The sequence below is a fragment of the Ensifer sp. LC384 genome, assembly GCF_001695865.1.
Classification (GTDB): Bacteria; Pseudomonadota; Alphaproteobacteria; order Rhizobiales; family Rhizobiaceae; genus Ensifer.
On sequence record NZ_MBST01000006.1, the window covers coordinates 111,068 to 127,853 of the forward strand.

General features: G+C 62.9%; 14 protein-coding genes. 3 read left to right on the top strand and 11 right to left on the bottom strand.

The window, feature by feature from the left end; translation table 11 throughout:
- Window positions 1-29: 29 nt before the first annotated feature.
- From BC363_RS07885 to BC363_RS07940, 11 genes are all read right to left on the bottom strand, one after another.
- Window positions 30-1,091, bottom strand: a complete 1,062-nt coding sequence (locus BC363_RS07885; protein WP_065787404.1) for an LLM class flavin-dependent oxidoreductase — start codon at window positions 1,089-1,091, stop codon at window positions 30-32.
- A 12-nt stretch (window positions 1,092-1,103) separates the two neighbouring features.
- On the bottom strand, window positions 1,104-2,042 hold the full coding sequence (locus BC363_RS07890; protein WP_065787403.1) for an ABC transporter substrate-binding protein: 939 nt from the start codon (window positions 2,040-2,042) through the stop codon (window positions 1,104-1,106).
- A 76-nt stretch (window positions 2,043-2,118) separates the two neighbouring features.
- Window positions 2,119-3,063, bottom strand: a complete 945-nt coding sequence (locus BC363_RS07895; RefSeq protein ID WP_065787402.1) for an ABC transporter substrate-binding protein — start codon at window positions 3,061-3,063, stop codon at window positions 2,119-2,121.
- A gap of 77 nt (window positions 3,064-3,140) precedes the next feature.
- The gene (locus tag BC363_RS36205; protein ID WP_083223777.1) at window positions 3,141-4,916 is read right to left on the bottom strand and encodes an amino acid ABC transporter permease/ATP-binding protein; all 1,776 of its coding nucleotides are present in this window, start codon (window positions 4,914-4,916) and stop codon (window positions 3,141-3,143) included.
- A 47-nt stretch (window positions 4,917-4,963) separates the two neighbouring features.
- Window positions 4,964-5,515: a GNAT family N-acetyltransferase gene (locus BC363_RS07910; protein ID WP_065787401.1), complete on the bottom strand. Its 552-nt coding sequence runs from the start codon at window positions 5,513-5,515 to the stop codon at window positions 4,964-4,966.
- Window positions 5,516-5,540: 25 nt separating this feature from the next.
- Window positions 5,541-6,728, bottom strand: coding sequence for a M20 aminoacylase family protein (locus tag BC363_RS07915; protein WP_065787400.1), 1,188 nt, complete (start codon window positions 6,726-6,728; stop codon window positions 5,541-5,543).
- A 19-nt stretch (window positions 6,729-6,747) separates the two neighbouring features.
- On the bottom strand, window positions 6,748-8,097 hold the full coding sequence (locus tag BC363_RS07920) for an LLM class flavin-dependent oxidoreductase (RefSeq protein WP_065787399.1): 1,350 nt from the start codon (window positions 8,095-8,097) through the stop codon (window positions 6,748-6,750).
- Between the two features lie 53 nt (window positions 8,098-8,150).
- On the bottom strand, window positions 8,151-9,146 hold the full coding sequence (locus BC363_RS07925) for an LLM class flavin-dependent oxidoreductase (protein ID WP_065787398.1): 996 nt from the start codon (window positions 9,144-9,146) through the stop codon (window positions 8,151-8,153).
- A 369-nt stretch (window positions 9,147-9,515) separates the two neighbouring features.
- Window positions 9,516-10,043, bottom strand: coding sequence for a DUF992 domain-containing protein (locus BC363_RS07930; protein WP_065787397.1), 528 nt, complete (start codon window positions 10,041-10,043; stop codon window positions 9,516-9,518).
- Between the two features lie 343 nt (window positions 10,044-10,386).
- Window positions 10,387-10,599, bottom strand: coding sequence for a hypothetical protein (locus BC363_RS07935; RefSeq protein ID WP_065787396.1), 213 nt, complete (start codon window positions 10,597-10,599; stop codon window positions 10,387-10,389).
- 111 nt (window positions 10,600-10,710) lie between these two features.
- A complete protein-coding gene (locus BC363_RS07940) occupies window positions 10,711-11,889 on the bottom strand; it encodes a glycosyltransferase (RefSeq protein ID WP_083222430.1) in 1,179 nt (392 codons plus the stop codon).
- Between the two features lie 331 nt (window positions 11,890-12,220).
- Between BC363_RS07940 and BC363_RS07945 the strand changes: the two genes are divergently transcribed.
- From BC363_RS07945 to BC363_RS07955, 3 genes are read left to right on the top strand one after another with little or no spacing between them, the layout of a single operon-like run.
- Window positions 12,221-13,546 carry a polysaccharide biosynthesis/export family protein gene (locus tag BC363_RS07945; protein ID WP_083223776.1) on the top strand — a complete coding sequence of 442 codons (1,326 nt, stop codon included), beginning with the start codon at window positions 12,221-12,223 and terminating at the stop codon, window positions 13,544-13,546.
- Between the two features lie 46 nt (window positions 13,547-13,592).
- Window positions 13,593-15,866, top strand: coding sequence for an exopolysaccharide transport family protein (locus tag BC363_RS07950; protein ID WP_065787394.1), 2,274 nt, complete (start codon window positions 13,593-13,595; stop codon window positions 15,864-15,866).
- The gene (locus BC363_RS07955; protein WP_065787393.1) at window positions 15,866-16,783 is read left to right on the top strand and encodes a glycosyltransferase; all 918 of its coding nucleotides are present in this window, start codon (window positions 15,866-15,868) and stop codon (window positions 16,781-16,783) included. Before BC363_RS07950 ends, BC363_RS07955 begins: the two co-directional genes overlap by 1 nt.
- The last annotated feature ends 3 nt before the right edge of the window (window positions 16,784-16,786 follow it).

A 16,786-nucleotide genomic window follows, 5' to 3' on the forward strand; every position in this document is an offset into this window, starting at 1 on the left:
GCGTTGAGATCTGAGGTTGCCCGAACGGCTCACGCGGCCGCCGGATTTGTGGAGGCTGCCTTGGCGATCTCGTCGTTTGTCCGTGGCCATCCGAACTCCGGCGCGATGCGCGCCACGACATCGTCGAGGATCTCGCGATACTCGTCCTGCTCGAATTCGTAGGGCAATTCGAGCCGGAGCTCGCGCACATGCGGCAGGATTGGATCGGCCAGCAGTCGTTCAAGGATCTGCTCGGACGTGCCGACGAGGTCGCGGGCAAACAGCGTGCGCCGCTCGCCCTGCGGCGTTAGCGTGCGCTCATGCCGGCCGGCGGCGTATGCGAGATACCGGCGCCGGGTGCTGGCGTCCGCGCCATCGAGTGGGACGATCACGCGGCCAAGCGCAACGCGTCGGTCTGTCCCGCCGGCCTGCCGATAGGTTTCGAGTTGGCGTGCCTGTGCCTCAAAGAAGTCGTCCGTCTGCTCGCCGGTCGTGACGTTGCCGATCAGCAGGTTGAAACCGTTCTCGCCAGCCCACCGGGCCGAGCGCAAGGAGCCCCCGCCGTACCAGAGCCTGTCGGCAAGCCCCTTGGCATGGGGCTGTAGCCGCGGGCGCTGTGGGCCGAACGGCGTCTTGATGACGGTGTACTCATCGCCGAGAAACTCCCCGCGCAGATTACCGGCAAAACGCAGAACCCGCTGATGCGAGAAATCGTAGGCGGACCAGTCCCCATCGAAGGCGAGTGGTCCGATGAGATCCACATGCGGCGGGCGCCCCGCACTCAAGCCAACGTTCAGGCGGCCACGCGACAGGACGTCAACAGTCGAAAGGTCCTCTGCCAGACGGTAGGGGTTTTCGTAGCCGATCGGGATAACCGCCGTGCCGAGCTGAATGCGGTCCGTCCTCTGGGTCGCCGCCGCCAGAAAGGCGGCCGCCGACGAGATGCCGGGTTCCAGATGGCGCTGTCTCACCCAGGCGCTGGCGAAACCGAGCGTCTCGCCATATTCGAGCAGGCGCAGCGTCTGCTCAAGACCCGCCAATGGATCGTCGCTCGCATAGTTTCCCGGCGTCAGAAAGCCGATGTGATCGATCGAGATCTTGTGGTTCGTCATCGTTGCGCGCCTTCAGGATTTCGGTAGGCCGGGTGGATTGGTTTCCGACTTCGGCAGCGCTTCTTCCGCCAGGTGCCAGCGGTCGAGAATTTTGGCATAGGCGCCATTTTCGATGAGGCCATTGGTGGCAGCGGTCAGCGCATCGGCAAGGCCGCTGCCCTTGCGCGTGGTGATCGCCACATCGGACCGTTCCGGCCAGCCGGCGCTCAGAGTTCCCACGCGCTTGATGTTCCTGTCGCGAGCGGCGATGAAAACAAGCTGCGCGTGCGGCTGGACGATCACGTCGGCGCGGCCCGAAGCCAGGGCCACAAGGCTCGTCGCCTCGTCGTCATAGTATTGCAGTTCGAGCGGCTTCAGCCCGGCGGCGACATTCTCGTCGTTCCATTTGAGAAGAATGCGCTCCTGGTTGGTGCCCGCGCCAGCGATGATCCTGAAGCCAGCAGCATCCTTCGGCTCCTTGATCGAGGTGACCGCGCTGTCAGCCCTCACGAAGAAGCCGTGCAATCCCTGGCGGTAGCTCGAAAAGTCGAACTTCTCCTTGCGCTGTTCCGTCACGCCGACGTTGGAAATCACCGCATCATATTTGCCCGACGTCAGGCCGAGCGGCCAATCGATCCACGCGATCGGCACGAGCTCCAGGGTCAGTCCGAGACTGTCGGCGACCGCCTGGGCGTAGTCCGGATCCGCACCGATCACCGTTCTTGCGTCCGTCGCGTAGGTCGCAAGCGGCGGCCCGCCGGGGCTGACGGCGACGGTGAATTTACCCGGGGTCACGAATTTGAAGCTTGGCGGTATCACCGCAATCGCCGCCTCGTTTCGCTCGGCACGGATGCGTCCAGGTTGCTCCGGACTGAAGTTGAAGCCATCGGCTGCCAGCGCAGGGCCGAGATGGAAGAGTGCCGTCGCAAATGCTGCGATGAACGAGGGGCGTAGTGCGGCTAAACCGAGCATATCTGTCGTCTCCGGAAGAGGTGTTGAACGAACGGGCCGGCGGCACGTGCACATGCCGGCCCGCAAAGGGTTACGGTCAGGAGCCGCTCTTCGGCAGGCCCGGAGGGTTGGTCTGCGACGCATCCACAGCCTCGTCGGTCAGGCTCCAGCGCTTCAGCACTTCGCCGTATTTGCCGTTCTTGATGAGGTCGTTGACAGCAAGGGTAATCGCGTCGGCAAGCCCGCCGCCCTTGCGGGTCGTCACCGCGATCTCGGCGGTGAGCGGCCAGCCGCCGCTGGCGATGCCGACGACCTTGGTATCGTTGCGGATCGAAGCGGCATAGGCGCGTGTCGCATTGGGATTGAATTCCACGTCGGCCCGCCCGGATTGCAGCGCCAGGTCACCGGCCGCGCGGTCGTCGTAATACTGCACCTCGATCGGCTTCAGCCCGGCGGCGACGTTCTGCCTGTCCCATTCCAGAATGATCTTTTCCTGGTTGGTGCCGGCGCCGGTGATTACCTTGAGGCCGGCCACGTCCTTCGGCTCCTTGATCGAATTGATCGGGCTGTCGGACTTGACGAAGAAGCCGAGCACGTCGCGGCGGTAGGTGGAGAAATCGAACTTTTCCTTGCGCTCTTCGGTTACGGTCACGTTGCTGATCACCGCGTCATACTTGCCCGACGCGACGCCGAGCGGCCAGTCGGCCCAGGCGACCGCCACGAGATCCAGCTCGAGGCCGAGGGAATCGGCCACCAGCGAGGCGAGGTCAGGATCGGCGCCGACGACAGTCTTCGAGTCCGATGCATAGGTCGCGATCGGCGGATCCCAGGGGTTGACGGCAACGGTGAACTTGCCGGGGTTCACGAACTTGAAGTCAGGCGCGATCGCCTTGATCGCCGCTTCGTTTCGCTCAGTGCGCACACGGTTGGACGTATCCGGGCTGAGGTCGAACTTCTCCTCAGCCCGAACCGAGGCTGTGCCGAGTGTCGCGACGGCGACTGCCCCTGCCAAAAGCAGCTTTGCTCTGTCGAAGAATGCCATGTGTTTTGACTCCATTTCATCTTTGGGTTGCAGATTGTGTCGGTTCGATCCAGCGTGCCCGCGCACGGCTGGAAATTTCAGAGAACCTTGGCGAGGAATTCTCGGGTGCGCGGATGTTCCGCGGCGGAGAAGATGCGGGAGGGCGGCCCTGCCTCGAGAATCCGCCCGGCCTCCATGAAGACGACGGTGTCGGCAACCTCGCGGGCAAAACCGATCTCGTGAGTGACGATCACGAGCGTCGTGCCGGTTCGCGCCAGTTCCTTGATGACATCAAGCACTTCGCCGACCAGTTCCGGATCGAGGGCCGAGGTCGGCTCGTCGAAGAGCAGGACCTTCGGCCTGAGGGCGAGAGCCCGGGCGATCGCCACGCGCTGCTGCTGGCCGCCGGAGAGTTGTCGGGGATAGGCGTTGATCTTGTCGCTGAGGCCGACCCGCGCCAACAGCTCCTGCGCCAGCCGGACCGCGTCGTTGCGCTTCAGGCCGCGCACCTGTATCGGCGCTTCAACGAGGTTTTCCAGCACCGTCAGATGCGGGAAGAGATTGAAATTCTGGAACACCATGCCGATGTCGGCGCGGCGCTTCAAAATATCCTTCTCCTTCAGTTCATAGAGCGTGTTGCCCTTCTGGCTGTAGCCGACGAGATCGCCATCGATGGAGATGAAGCCGTCGTCGACCCGCTCCAGATGGTTGATGGCGCGCAGCAGGGTCGATTTACCGGAGCCGGACGGCCCGAGGATCGCGGTGACGCTGCCGGCGGGAAGGCTCAGCTCGACATCGTCAAGCACTTTCAGCGGGCCAAAACTTTTGGAGATGCCGTGGATGCGAACGGCACCGCCGGCGCGGAACGCCGTCGCGTCATGAAAGCCGGCCTTACGGGCGACAACGCCATTGCTCGCGACTTCTTCCAGCGGACGCCGAAACCGCGAGAAAAACGCCTGGAACGGCAGCGGAACCGGATTACGAACGGCACCCTTGGAAAAATGGCGCTCGATATAGTGCTGGGCGATCGACAACCCAGTCATGATCACCAGATACCAGACGGTCGCAACCATCAAGAGCGGAATGACTTCGAGATTGCGGCGATAGATGACCTGAACGGTGTAGAAGAGTTCGGGCAGCGCCAGCACGTAGACCATGGACGTGCTCTTTGCGAGACCGATGATTTCGTTGAAGCCCGTCGGCAGGATCGAGCGCATCGCCTGCGGCAGCACGATCCGGAACGCCTGGCGGTGACGGGGAAGGCCAAGTGCGGCAGCGGCCTCATGTTGCCCGTGATCGACGGAGAGAATGCCGCCACGCACGATCTCGGCAAAGAAGGCCGACTGATTGAGCGTGAGCCCGAGAAACGCTGCGGCAAACGGCGTCAGCAGCTGGGTGGTCGGGTAGTTGAAGAACGTGGTGCCGGTAAAGGGAATGCCGACCGAGATCGTCTCGTAGAGATAACCGAGATTGTTCAGCACGAGCAGCAGCACGATCAGCGGAATGGAGCGCAGCAGCCAGATGTAGCCGAAGGACAGGCCGCCGAGCAGCGGCGACTTCGAAACCCGGGCGAGCGCCAGCGCCGTTCCCAACAGCGAGCCGGAGACTGTGGCGAGCGCCGTCAACAGCAATGTCCGCCCGAGACCAGCGAGCACCGGCTCGGCAAAGAACCACTCGGCAAAGACCGGCCAACCCCAGCGTGGATTGGTCAGCACCGAATAAAGCACGCCGGCAATGACCAGTGCAGCAAACAGAGTGCCGAGTGCGCGCCCTGGGTGGCGGGCCGGCACAACGCGATAGTGCGCATAACCCGGATTGGGTTCGCTCGTTCGCCCGGCACCGGCAGCGCCGGCATAATCGGTCAGAATGGCCATGATGCATCCTCTCTGGAAGTGGTTCGCGCGTCCGTCGGACGTTGGCGCTAAGGGTGATTGGCAGCCTGCGGATGCGATGGACGCGGCTCTGCGAGAAGCGCGAGCGACGCGACGAGATGGGTGATGTCCTTCTCGAACGGCAGCGTCTTGTAGATCTCCGGATCGGCGTCGACATCGAACAATGCGGTGTAGCCGTTGACGAGATAAAGGCCGACAGCCTCCGGCTGCCGGAAACCGGTCGTGAGATAGATGCGGGAATAGCCTTGGCGTGCGGCTTGCGCTTCAAGTTCGAGCAGAACCTTGCGCGCCAGCCCCTGGCGACGAAGGTCGGACCGAGTCCAGATGCGTTTGAACTCGGCGGTGCGGTCGTCATAGTGCTTGAAGGCGCCGCCACCGACCGTTTCGCCGTTGCGGATCAGCAGCACGAAATTGCCATGCGGCGGCGCGAAAGCCTCCGGCGGATAGCGGTTGAGTTCTGCCGCGGCACCTTCGTCGCTGAAGTAGGTGCCGTAACGGCTGTCATATTCGACGATCAGTTCGTCGATCAGCGGCTTGGCGCGCGGATCGAGAGGGCTGGTGTAGAAGAACGTATCGCTCATGGTTTCGCCAATCCCGTTGTCGTCATCATGCGAGGAAGGTTTCGGCCAACCGCACCCAATAGCGGGCGGCAGGCGCGATGATTGCGTCGTTGAAGTCGTAGTTGGCGCTGTGGAGCGGCGCGCTGTCGCCATTACCGACGAAGAGATAGCTGCCGGCCTTCTCCTCCAGCATGAAGGCGAAGTCCTCGCTTGCCGTGCGCGGCTTGAAGTCGCTTACGACCTGGCCGGGACCGAAGGCTTCAAGCGCAACGCTGCGGGCAAGCTCCGTCTCGGCGCGGTGATTGATCAGCGCCGGGAACCCACGGCGGTAATCCACCTCCGCAACCGCGCCGAAGCTGTCCGCCTGCGCGCGCGCCAGCGCCGGAACGCGCTCACCCAAAAGCCCGCGCGTGGTCTCGTTGAAGGCCCGCATGGTCAGCTTCAGCGCCACGCTTTCGGGAATGACGTTGGAAGCCGAACCGCCATGGATCGAGCCGACAGTGACCACTGCCATTTCCTGTGGATCGACGTTGCGCGAGACCACGCTTTGCAGGGCCGTGATCAGCGACGCGGTTGCCAGCACCGGATCGACGGTCAGTTGCGGTTCCGCCCCATGGCCACCCTTGCCGACAACCCTGATATTGCACTGATCGACCGAAGCCATGGCCGCTCCAGTGACGAAGCCGAATTGCCCGGCCGGCACGCCCGGCCAATTGTGCAGGCCGAACACGGCATCGACGGGAAAGCGCTTAAACAGCCCTTCCGAAAGCATCTTGCGCGCGCCGGCACCGATCTCCTCGGCAGGCTGGAAGATCAACCGCACGGTTCCCTCGAAGCGGCCCGCCTCAGCGAGGTAACGGGCGGCGGCAAGCAGGATTGCCGTATGGCCATCGTGCCCGCAGGCATGCATGACGCCGCGATAGAGGCTGGCATGGGCAAGCCCCGTTGCCTCCTCGATCGGCAAGGCATCCATGTCGGCGCGAATGCCGATGCTGCGTGCGCCTTTGCCCCGGCTCAAGGTGGCGACGACGCCCGTCCCGGCAATTCCGGTCGTCACCTCATAGCCCCACGAAGAGAGCCGACCGGCGACGATTTCGCTGGTCCGGTGTTCGTGAAACGCAAGCTCCGGATGTCGGTGGAAGTCACGGCGCAGGGCGATGATCTCATCGAGATAGGCGCCGATGCCTCGCTCGACCGGATCCGCCGCCTGAGTATCCTTGACGATCATGTTCATGGGCGGCTCCGTCGGCGCCTCAAGCGCCGACGGCCCTTCCCTGCTCGATTTCTTCCGTCGGCACTGCGTAGCGAGACTGGCGGTAAGGCAGCCCGAGATGGTCGCGCAGCGTCTCGCCCTTCAGATCCGGGTCGAAATAGCCGCGCTGTTCGAGGATCGGCAGCACGTGGGCGGCAAAGTCCTGCAGGCCTTCGGCAATGACCGGGAAGCCGAGGATGAAGCCATCTGCGGCATCGGTATCGACCCATCGGATGATCTCGTCGGCGATGTGCTCCGCAGTGCCGATGAACGCGGTTCGCGGCGTGGCGACATCGAGCGCGATCTCGCGCAATGTCTGGCCGGTCTCGCGTGCCGTCTTCTTGATGCGGTCTGTCGTCGCGCGAAAGCTGTTCTTGCCGATATCGCCAATATCGGGAAATGGTTCATCCAGGGGATAGGCGCTGAAATCGTGGTGATCGAAGAACCGGCCGAGGTAAAGCAGCGCTTCTTCGACAGTGACCAGCGCCCGGATCGCCTGGTACTTGGCTTCCGCCTCCTCGACGGTCGAGCCGACGATCGGGGCGATACCCGGGAAGAGACCGACATCGGTCGCCCTTCGCCCCTGCGCGATCGCGCTCTGCTTGATCAGCTTGTAGAAGCCCTGAGCATCTTCGATCGGGCCGCCATTGGTGAAGACGGCATCGGCATGTTTGCCGGCGAGACGGATGCCTGAATCGGAAGCCCCCGCCTGGAAAACCACCGGCTGCCCCTGGCGCGACCGGCTGATGTTGAGCGGCCCTTCGATGCGGAAGAAGCGGCCCTTGTGGTTCAACCGGCGCAGCTTGGCCTTGTCGGCATAGACGCCCGTCTCGCGGTCGCGGACAAAGGCATCGTCGTCCCAGGAATCCCAGAGGCCCTTGGCCGCATCCAGATATTCGTCGGCGATCTCATAGCGCAGCTCATGTTCCGGATGCTCGCGCCCGTAGTTGCGGCCGGAGCCCTCCAGCGGCGACGTCACCGCATTCCAGCCGGCGCGCCCGCCGCTGATCAAGTCGAGCGAGGCAAACTGGCGGGCGATGGTGAAAGGGTCGCTGTAGGAGGTCGAAACCGTGCCGACGAGCCCGATCTTCGAGGTGGACGCAGCAAGCGCGGAGAGAATGGTCAGCGGCTCGAAGCGATTGAGAAAATGCGGGATCGACTGTTCGTTGATGTAGAGGCCGTCGGCAACGAAGGCGAAGGCGATGCCGGCCGCCTCGGCCTTGCGCGCTGTGTCGACGAAGAAGTCGAAATTGACGCTGGCGTCTGCGGGCCCACTCGGATGCTTCCAGGCATTCATGTGGCCGCCGGGGCCCTGCAGCATGATACCGAAGGTGATTTTCTTTCTGGTCATGGGCTTCCTGGTCACGGGCTTCCTGGTCATGGGCGAGATCCTTTTCGGGATGTTCAGGCGACGAGCGAGAGCCGCTCTCTTGCGATGAGTTCGATCGATGCGAAGCGTTCGGCCGCAGGAAGGGCCGGCGTGTCGATCACGAATTCCTTGACGCCATAGCGACGATGAAGCGCATCCAGTTCCTGGCGGACCTGACGCGGTGTTCCGTGCAGCACGCTGGGGCTCTTTTCCTCGACCCGGTAGTCGGTGACGCCGGCCTGGCGCGCGAACTCGGCGGCCTGCTCCTCGCTGCCGACATTGACGCTCTGGCCGTTGCCGAGGAAAACCCTGAAGATGCGAAGACCGGCCACACGTTCTCGAGCATGTTCTTCGCTTTCCGCCGCCAGCGCCGCGACCGCCAGGATCGGCCGTCCGCCGCCCGTTGCGCGCTCGTAGGCTGCGACGGTTCGCTCAAGGTTTTCCGGATCGCCGTTGAGGTGCGCGGCAAAGACCAGTTGCCAGCCTTTCGCTGCAGCGAGTTCGGCGCTCTCGACGCTGGCGCCGAGCAGGAACCGCTCCGGCGCATGCGCCGGCAATGGCGTTGCCAGAAGCGCGCTCGCTTCGGTCTTGCCGGGTGCGAGATAGTGGTTGAGATCGCTCAGTTGCTCGGCGAAACCCGGCTTGCGCTCGGGATCGGCTGCGATCTGCAGCGCCCGTGTCGCGAGCGGAAAGCCACCTGGCGCCTTGCCGACGCCGAGATCGACCCGTCCCGGCGCAAGCGACGCCAGGAGGTTGAACGTTTCGGCGACCTTGTAGGCGCTGTAATGCTGCAACATGACGCCGCCGGAGCCGACGCGGATCTTGGACGTGCGCGCCAGGAGATAGGCAATCAGCGTTTCCGGCGCCGAGCCTGCCAGGCCGGTCATGTTGTGATGCTCGGCCAACCAGAAGCGGTGATAGCCCCACTCCTCCGCTTTCGCCGCCAGCCTGGCGGTCGCCTGCAGCGCTTCAGTCGCGGTACTCCCGGGATCGATCGGGCTCTTGTCGAGAAGGCTGAGAAGATAGGACATGCCACGTGTTCCAGATTGTCTTAGCGCCACTGTCGGCCGCCGTTAATCTATAAAACACATAGACAATATGCATTATAAGAAATGCATTTCTATTTCGTGGCGGGTTGAGAGAAAACCCGCCCGGAGTTCGGCCCCTGAAATTCGATTGAAGGCAGGGCCCGCTACACGCGCTGGCAGACAGGCGCTGGACGGAACGTGCAGGAGATGGGCTGAATTCAGCCTTGCGGGAATGACGCTCAAGCGTGGTCGCGCGGCAGGATCGCCCAGCCCTCAGCTTCGACTGCGGCAGCGCGGCGATCCGGAAAGTTAAGACGTCAAAGAAGACAGGAGAAGCATCGACGCGCAGCTGAGCCGCGCGCCGATAGAAAATCAGTTCACCGAGGTGAGCGTCATCGATGTGCCGGTGGCGGCGACATTGAGACCGAGCTGGCCCGTCACGCTGACCGTCTGCAGATGGATGGCGCCGGCCGTACCGCCGACAAGAATGTTGGCCCCGACGCCAGCACCGAGCGTGGCTTCGGCCGTCGCACCCTGGTAGATGCCGCTGAGCGACCCCTTGTGGTAGCCGGCAGTCGGCGCGAACACTGCCCAGATCAACCGGCTGCGGGTGGTGAAGCCGACGTCCACGCCGAGCTTGCGGATCGCGCCGGCATAGTGGTCGGAAGCCTCGGCACCGACAGTCGAACGGAAGACGCACTCGACTTCCTTGGCCGAACCCAGGACATAGCCGGCACCGCCGGCAATGTTGCAATCGAGGTAACCGATCTTCACGCCATTGCGCGCGTCCGGCTCCCGGTAGGTTTCCTTGTAGGTCGGCAGGTCGGCAGCATTGACAGCCCACGCACCGGCAAACGCCAGGGAGGCGGCGGCAAGTGTCAGCGCAAGACTCTTTTTCATAGGTTCGCTCCTTTTCGGGTCGTTATTGATCAACAGCACTCGGTCTTCTGGGAAACGAATCGAGCAACAGAGACGCCACCGTTGAACGCGGATCGGACATTTCGAAGGCACCGCGTCGGACGCGACGCCCCCCGCATGCAACTTTGCGGCGGACTGTTGCTCCCAGAGAACACCTAATCATGGAGAATACCAATCGCCGGCGGACACCTGCCGAACCGCAGCTGCGCCAACGTAGACATAGGATCGCCAGAGCATAGGACCAGTGTGGCGCGAAGGCCTCATATGGGGGAAAGGCCCGGAGAAGGCACGGCCGCAAAGCCTCTCCGCTTCGTCCGCCTGCGCGTCAGCTTGCCTTGCGGTCGAGTCCCGTCAACCACCCAATCGCCATCAGCAACAGGATTGCCGCGAGCGCGCATAAACCGACAGCATACATCACCAGGAATTCGACGAGACGCGGCACGAACAGGAGAACCTTCAACGACGTCGGCTGAGCGCCGCGCCACGCGGGCAACTCATCCCGATTGAAAGCCCCCAGCCGACGAACAAGGAAACGCATGCCTACCTCTTCCGGCCGGCAGCAAGCCAAAGCAGCGCACCGGCAAATCCTTTTCTAAGACCACAACCCGCCGCTTTCGCAGGCTCGCGACCAGTCCGTGGCGCCGCGCGCTCAATGCAACGGCGTCGCGCCTTCGGCCTCGCGCATCTGGTATCCGCCGATCGCCAGCTTTCCGTCACCGAACGGCAACGCCCGGCGCTGGCGAAGCTCGTCATCGATGACCGCCTGCATGCCGGCCTTGAACTTCCGGACGCTGAACTGTCCCGTGTGCGCCCTGATGACATCAGGCCGGAAGGCATCTTCCCGGGCCTCGAAGGCGTAGATCGCCTTGATCAGCGCATCGACGCTCTGCTGTTCGAAAAGCAGCCCCGTCAGATTGGGCACGACAGTCTCAAGCGCACCCCCGGCGCCAAAGGCAATGACCGGGCGGCCGCTCGCCATGGCCTCGACCGGCACGATGCCGAAATCCTCCTCTCCGGGAAAAACCAGGGCGCGGCAGCGTGCTAGCTTTTCCTTCAGCACCGCAAAGGGCGCTCGCCCCAGGAAGGTCACGGTGGGACCGGCCATGCGCTTCAACCTGGCTATATCCTGCTCCTTGCCGTCGCCGATCACGACGAGGTTCCTGCCCATCTTCGTGAAAGCCTCGACGGCCAGGTCGATCCGCTTGTAGGGGACGATCTGGCCTGCGCAGAGATAAAAGTCCTCGATCTGTATCGAGGGCGCGAAGTCCTCGGTGCTGACAGGCGGGTAAATCACCGTGGCCGGACGGCGGTAGTATTTGCTGATGCGCGCCGCCACGTGGTGGGAATTGGCGACAAAGCGGTCCACCCGCATGCTGGTGTTGACGTCCCAGGTCCGCAACATCGGTGCCAGCACCGGCATCATCACCCGCGACAACAGGCCCGCACTCGACCGATAGGCATGGTAGTGATCCCAGAGGTAACGCATGGGCGAATGGCAATAGCAGATATGGGCCGCATGCGGCGGCGGGATGATCCCCTTCGCCGGCCCGGATTCGCTTGAAATGATCAGGTCGTAGCCGCTGAGATCGAGGCTCTCCAGCGCGAAGGGCATCAGGGGCAGCAATGATTGATAGTGTCCGATGGCGCCGGGAATGCGCTGCAGGAACGATGAGGTGACCTTGTGTTTCTTGATCGTGTCGGACACGCGCCCCTGATCATAGACCAGCGTGAAGATGTCGGCCTCGGGATAAAGATCGCAAAGCGACTCGATCACCTTCTCCCCGCCCCGCATCGATACCAGCCAATAATGAACGATTGCGACGCGCATGGCGCTCCCCCATTGCAACGATCCTGTCGCAGCATGGGGCAGACGGGGCTCGCGTGCACAGCGCCAAGATCGGTCCGGCGGTGCATCCGAAGGAACGATCGCCCTACTCGAAAGGTTTAGCGACCAGCAGTGGCCGTGCGGGGTTTAGACATCGGCAGAGGCTATCCTATCCGATGGTGCCGCCGGTTTAGAGTTGCTCCCCTAAAGGGATTAGCCGCGATTAGACCACAGGGAATTTACCTCGAACGTTTTGGGCCGACAATCAATCCGACGCGCCACGCCAAGCTGATCTGTCCGGCACCGTTGCGCCCAGGAACATCTGCGAGGCCCCATGCCCCATGCCGATCACCGTATCTTACATCGCCTGTCGTCCCTTGGCCGTGTCTCGACCCTGTGCCTGGCAATCAGCCTGAGCACTCTTGCTCCCCTCCATCAGGCTCAGGCCGAGCCGGTGTTCCGTCTGCAGCCGCAGACGAGGATCAAGGTCGCAATCGTCGAATGGGTCGCCTCGACGGGCGAGTACAAGGAATGGACCGCGCTCAACGGCGAGTATGTCGTCTCCCCTGCCGGTACGATCTCGGTTCCGCTGGTTGGTGAAGTCAAGGCCGGGGATAGAACACCTGCGGAACTGGCGGCCACGATCGCTGACCTCCTGAAGGAGCGCACCGGCCTCAGCAAGGCGCCGGAGACATCCGTCGAAGTTGTCCGCTACCCCATGATCTACGTCACCGGTCTGGTCGACCGGCCAAGCGAGCTGGAATTCCGGCCGGGCATGACCGTGATGCAGGCGGTGGCAATGGCGGGCGGACGCGAACGCCGTACAAACCCTGCCGGCGGCTACTCCGACATGGAGCAGATCCGCTACACCGGCGAATTGAACCGGATGGAACTCGAGATGATGCAGCTCGCCGCCCGTCGGGCCCGGCTGAGGGCAGAGTTCACGGACAGTACCAAGATCGAGTTTCCCCAAGCGCTCAAGGTCGCCGATGGCGCCGCCATCCAGCAGATCGTGCGCGACGAGAGTACGCTCTTCGACGCCCGGGTAGAGGCCATGCGCCGTCAGCTCGATTCCCTTGCCGAGCTTGGCACCCTGCTGAAAAACGAAATCGACGTGCTTGATGAAAAGACGGCCGTCCAGCAGCGTCAGATCGAGATCGCGCAGGATGAGCTCAAAGGCATATCCAAGTTGGTGAACGACCAGACGGTGACGAAGTCGCGCCAGACTTCGCTCGAGCGGATCGTCGCCGAGCTGCAAAGCGACAAGCTCGACCTTCAGGTGGCCGCCATGCGCGCCAAACAGAAACTCAGCGAGACGGAGCGCGACGCAGTGACCTTGCAGGGTCAGCGCCGAACCGAAGCCGGCCGCGATCTGCAGATGACGGAAGCCGCGATCGAGGATCTGAAGCTCAAGCGCAGTACGACGCTGCAACTGCTGCAGATCAACGGTGCTTCCCTCTCCCGTTTCGCCGATAGGAAAGCGATGGACCTGGAGCCGCTGGAGTACTGGATAACCCACGGCGGTGGGAACGGCACGGCCATCAAAGTCTTGGACACCACATTGCTGGATCCGGGCGACCTGCTCGACGTTCGCTCGGCGCTGACGGCAGCGCTGGACAACAAGCTCCTGACATCGGTGGGCATCGAACAGTCCCAATAGCAGCGGCAGATCGACTGAGGCGTAGTGTATTTCGTGGGGAACACCAATGGTCGTGCATGACATCTCAAAAATCGTGCTGGATGAGAACTTCGAGGCCAAGCGTTCGGCCGGTCAGGAGAACATATCCTTCCGCGATGTTTCCGACTTCCTGCGGCGACACCTCGTTCGCATCGCGATCTGTGGCGTGATCGGACTGGCGCTCGGCGCCTTCTACATCTTCAATACGGCACCGACCTTTACGGCGACCGTCCGTCTGGTGATCGACCCCGAGCAGGGCCGCATCGCCTCCCAGGATGCCTCGACCGGAACGATCATCATCGAAGCAGCCGAGATCGCCAGCGAAGTCGAAATCGTCAAATCCGAGGCGATCGCCCGCGCCGTCATCGAACAGCTCGACTTGACCAACGATCCGGAAGTCGTCGGCGGTGGCGTCTCGATCCGAAGCATGATCGGCTCGCTTTTCTCGTCGGGCGCCAAAAGTGCCGAAGACAATGCGGCTGATGACGAATACCTGATGCGGCGCACCATGGCCACCTTCCTCTCGCGCGTCACCGTTCGGCGCGTCGGTCAGTCCTACGTCCTCGAGATTGGTTATTCCTCCACCGATCCGCAAAAGGCGGCCAAAACAGCCAATGCCATTGCCGGCGCCTATATCCGGACAGGCATGAACGAGCGATCCGACGCTGCAAGGAGCGGCGCCAGGTGGCTGGAGAGCCGCCTGATCGAAGTCGGCGCGCAGGCGCGTGCAGCGGCAATGACCGTGGAAGAGTTCCGGGCCAAGAACGACATCACCACGGTCGGCACCACGTCGACACTCGATCAGCAGCAGCTTTCCGAACTCAGCAGCCAGATGCTGGCTGCGCGCGCCGCGACTGCGGCTGAGTCCGCCAAACTGATGACGCTGCAACAACTCATGTCGAGAGACACGATGGTCGCCAGCGTCAACGACAGCCTCGACAACCCACAGATCCAGAAGCTCAACGAAGAAATGCGCCTGGCAACCGCCAAGCTCGATAATCTCAAGACCCGATACGACAGCGGAAACCCCGCCATTGTCGCCGCCGAGGCGGATATCGCTCGACTGGACGCCGCACTTCGTAACGAATTCCTGCGCATCGAACAGTTCTACAAGTCGAATGTCGAGATCGCCAAGACCCGGGAAGAGCTGCTGGAAAGCGAGCTTGCCAATCTAACCGCGACGGGTGCCGGCAAGAACGTCGCCCGCGTCGAACTCTCCGAGATGGAAAGCCGCGCCACGACCTATCGCAATATGTACGAGGGTATTCTTCAGCAGCTCATCGGCGCGATGCAAAAACAATCCTTTCCCCTCGGCAAGGCTCGTATCGTGACGGCGGCGACTGCGCCGTTGGGCAAGACCTGGCCCAAGCCTTCGACGATCATGCCGTTTTCCCTGATGTTCGGATTGGCGACCGGGCTTATCCTGTCTGTGCTGCGCGATGGCCTCGACCGACGCGTCAGCTCCAGCGAGCGCCTCCGCGCCGAGCTCGGCATTACATCGCTCGGCCATGTGCCGATGTTCAGAAGCAGCCCGCGTCCCCATCAGCCTCCGATCGCCTCCACAATGCTGCCGCTGCGATCGGTTTTGGACATGCCCTATTCGCGGTTCTCCGAGGCCTTGCGCGGGGTGAAGAACTCCGTCGATTCCGCCTTCCCGGCCAATGCGTCCGCGGTCATCGGCGTGACCTCGGTCGGTCCCGGCGAAGGCAAGACCACGATCGCTGCCAACCTCGCCCAGCTCTACATGAACGAAGGGGCCTCGGTCCTGCTCGTGGATGCGGATTTCGTCGGCTCCCGCCTCAGCCGCGTAGCCACCGAAGACGGCGCGGGCTTCGGCATGGAGAGCCTGCGGATCCTGGGCATTCCCGGCCAATATTCCCGGCGCAGATCGAGCGAGGCGCTGCAGCACGTCGAGGAATTTGACGGCAAGGCCGTGCGCTGCGTGCCGGTTCTGACGGTCGACCAGACGCGCAAGGCCGCCGTCGCGCATCAACGCTACGGCCACCTGCCGGCGCTGAAATCAGAACTCGAGCTGCTGAGACAGCGCTACAAGGTGATCATCGTCGACATGTCCGGGTTCGAAGATTCCGCCGATACGCGCGTCATCTGCACCTATCTCGACGGCATCGTCGTGGTTCTCGGGCAATCCGACAAGATGACCGTCGAACGGCTCGGCGAGGCCCTGGCGACATTCGGCAAATCACGCGTCGCGCTGCTCGGCGTCATTTCGAACAGAAGCGACGGCCCGCGCCGTACCAACATCCGCTGGGACCGAAAACAATGGCGCAAGTTGAGAAAATGATGTCAGCAACGGACAATCATCCCGATGTTCATCCGGTAACGGTTGCCATCGGCATACCGAGCTGTGGACGAAGAGACATTCTCTCCGCCGTCCTGCCCCTCATCGCCCGGCAGACCCGGCAGCCGGACGAAATTTACGTCTGCCTCTCGTCGCCGGAGGATATGGACCCGAGCTGCGTGGAGGGGCTTGCGGTCCGCGTCATCGTGATCATCTCTGAGCGCGGCAGCTGTCGACAGCGAAACCGCATCCTCGCCGCCGCCAGGTCGGATGTCATTCTCTTTCTGGACGACGATTTCCTGATGGCGCAATCCTATATCGAGGAAGTCGGGCGGCTATTCGCGGAAAACGAAGACGTGGTCATCGCCACGGGCACGCTGGTCGCCGATGGCATCATCGGGCCGGGCATTTCGGTCGACGGTGGCCTGGAGCTGATCGAAGCGGACGATCGCCTCCCCAAATCGACGCAGGTCTTCAGGCCGGTCTACAACGCCTATGGTTGCAACATGGCGGTCAGGACCGGCCCCGTCCGCGACGCCCAGCTGGCTTTCGACGAGAACCTGCCCCTTTACGGCTGGCTGGAGGACGTCGACTTCAGCCGGATGGCCGCAGCGCTCGGTCGGGTGGTGCAATCCAGCAATCTCGTCGGCGTCCATCTCGGAACCAAGCTGGCGAGGACGCCGGGCATCAAGTTCGGCTACTCGCAGATCGCCAACCCGATCTACCTGATCCGCAAGGACACGATGAGCGTTCGGCACGCCAGCGTGCAGATCGTGCGCAATCTGGCGGCGAATTTGGTCAAGGTCTGGAAGCCTGAGCCCTGGGTCGATCGAAAAGGCCGCCTGCGCGGCAATGCACGCGCATTCCTGGATCTGCTCACCGGTCGGCTGGCGCCGCGGAACGTCGAAAGGCTCGAGTAGCGC

Coding starts and splice junctions, on each gene's coding strand:
- BC363_RS07885 (WP_065787404.1), bottom strand. CDS start 1,091: ATGACGAACCACAAGATCTCGATCGATCACATCGGCTTTCTGACGCCG.
- BC363_RS07890 (WP_065787403.1), bottom strand. CDS start 2,042: ATGCTCGGTTTAGCCGCACTACGCCCCTCGTTCATCGCAGCATTTGCG.
- BC363_RS07895 (WP_065787402.1), bottom strand. CDS start 3,063: ATGGCATTCTTCGACAGAGCAAAGCTGCTTTTGGCAGGGGCAGTCGCC.
- BC363_RS36205 (WP_083223777.1), bottom strand. CDS start 4,916: ATGGCCATTCTGACCGATTATGCCGGCGCTGCCGGTGCCGGGCGAACG.
- BC363_RS07910 (WP_065787401.1), bottom strand. CDS start 5,515: ATGAGCGATACGTTCTTCTACACCAGCCCTCTCGATCCGCGCGCCAAG.
- BC363_RS07915 (WP_065787400.1), bottom strand. CDS start 6,728: ATGAACATGATCGTCAAGGATACTCAGGCGGCGGATCCGGTCGAGCGA.
- BC363_RS07920 (WP_065787399.1), bottom strand. CDS start 8,097: ATGACCAGAAAGAAAATCACCTTCGGTATCATGCTGCAGGGCCCCGGC.
- BC363_RS07925 (WP_065787398.1), bottom strand. CDS start 9,146: ATGTCCTATCTTCTCAGCCTTCTCGACAAGAGCCCGATCGATCCCGGG.
- BC363_RS07930 (WP_065787397.1), bottom strand. CDS start 10,043: ATGAAAAAGAGTCTTGCGCTGACACTTGCCGCCGCCTCCCTGGCGTTT.
- BC363_RS07935 (WP_065787396.1), bottom strand. CDS start 10,599: ATGCGTTTCCTTGTTCGTCGGCTGGGGGCTTTCAATCGGGATGAGTTG.
- BC363_RS07940 (WP_083222430.1), bottom strand. CDS start 11,889: ATGCGCGTCGCAATCGTTCATTATTGGCTGGTATCGATGCGGGGCGGG.
- BC363_RS07945 (WP_083223776.1), top strand. CDS start 12,221: ATGCCCCATGCCGATCACCGTATCTTACATCGCCTGTCGTCCCTTGGC.
- BC363_RS07950 (WP_065787394.1), top strand. CDS start 13,593: ATGGTCGTGCATGACATCTCAAAAATCGTGCTGGATGAGAACTTCGAG.
- BC363_RS07955 (WP_065787393.1), top strand. CDS start 15,866: ATGTCAGCAACGGACAATCATCCCGATGTTCATCCGGTAACGGTTGCC.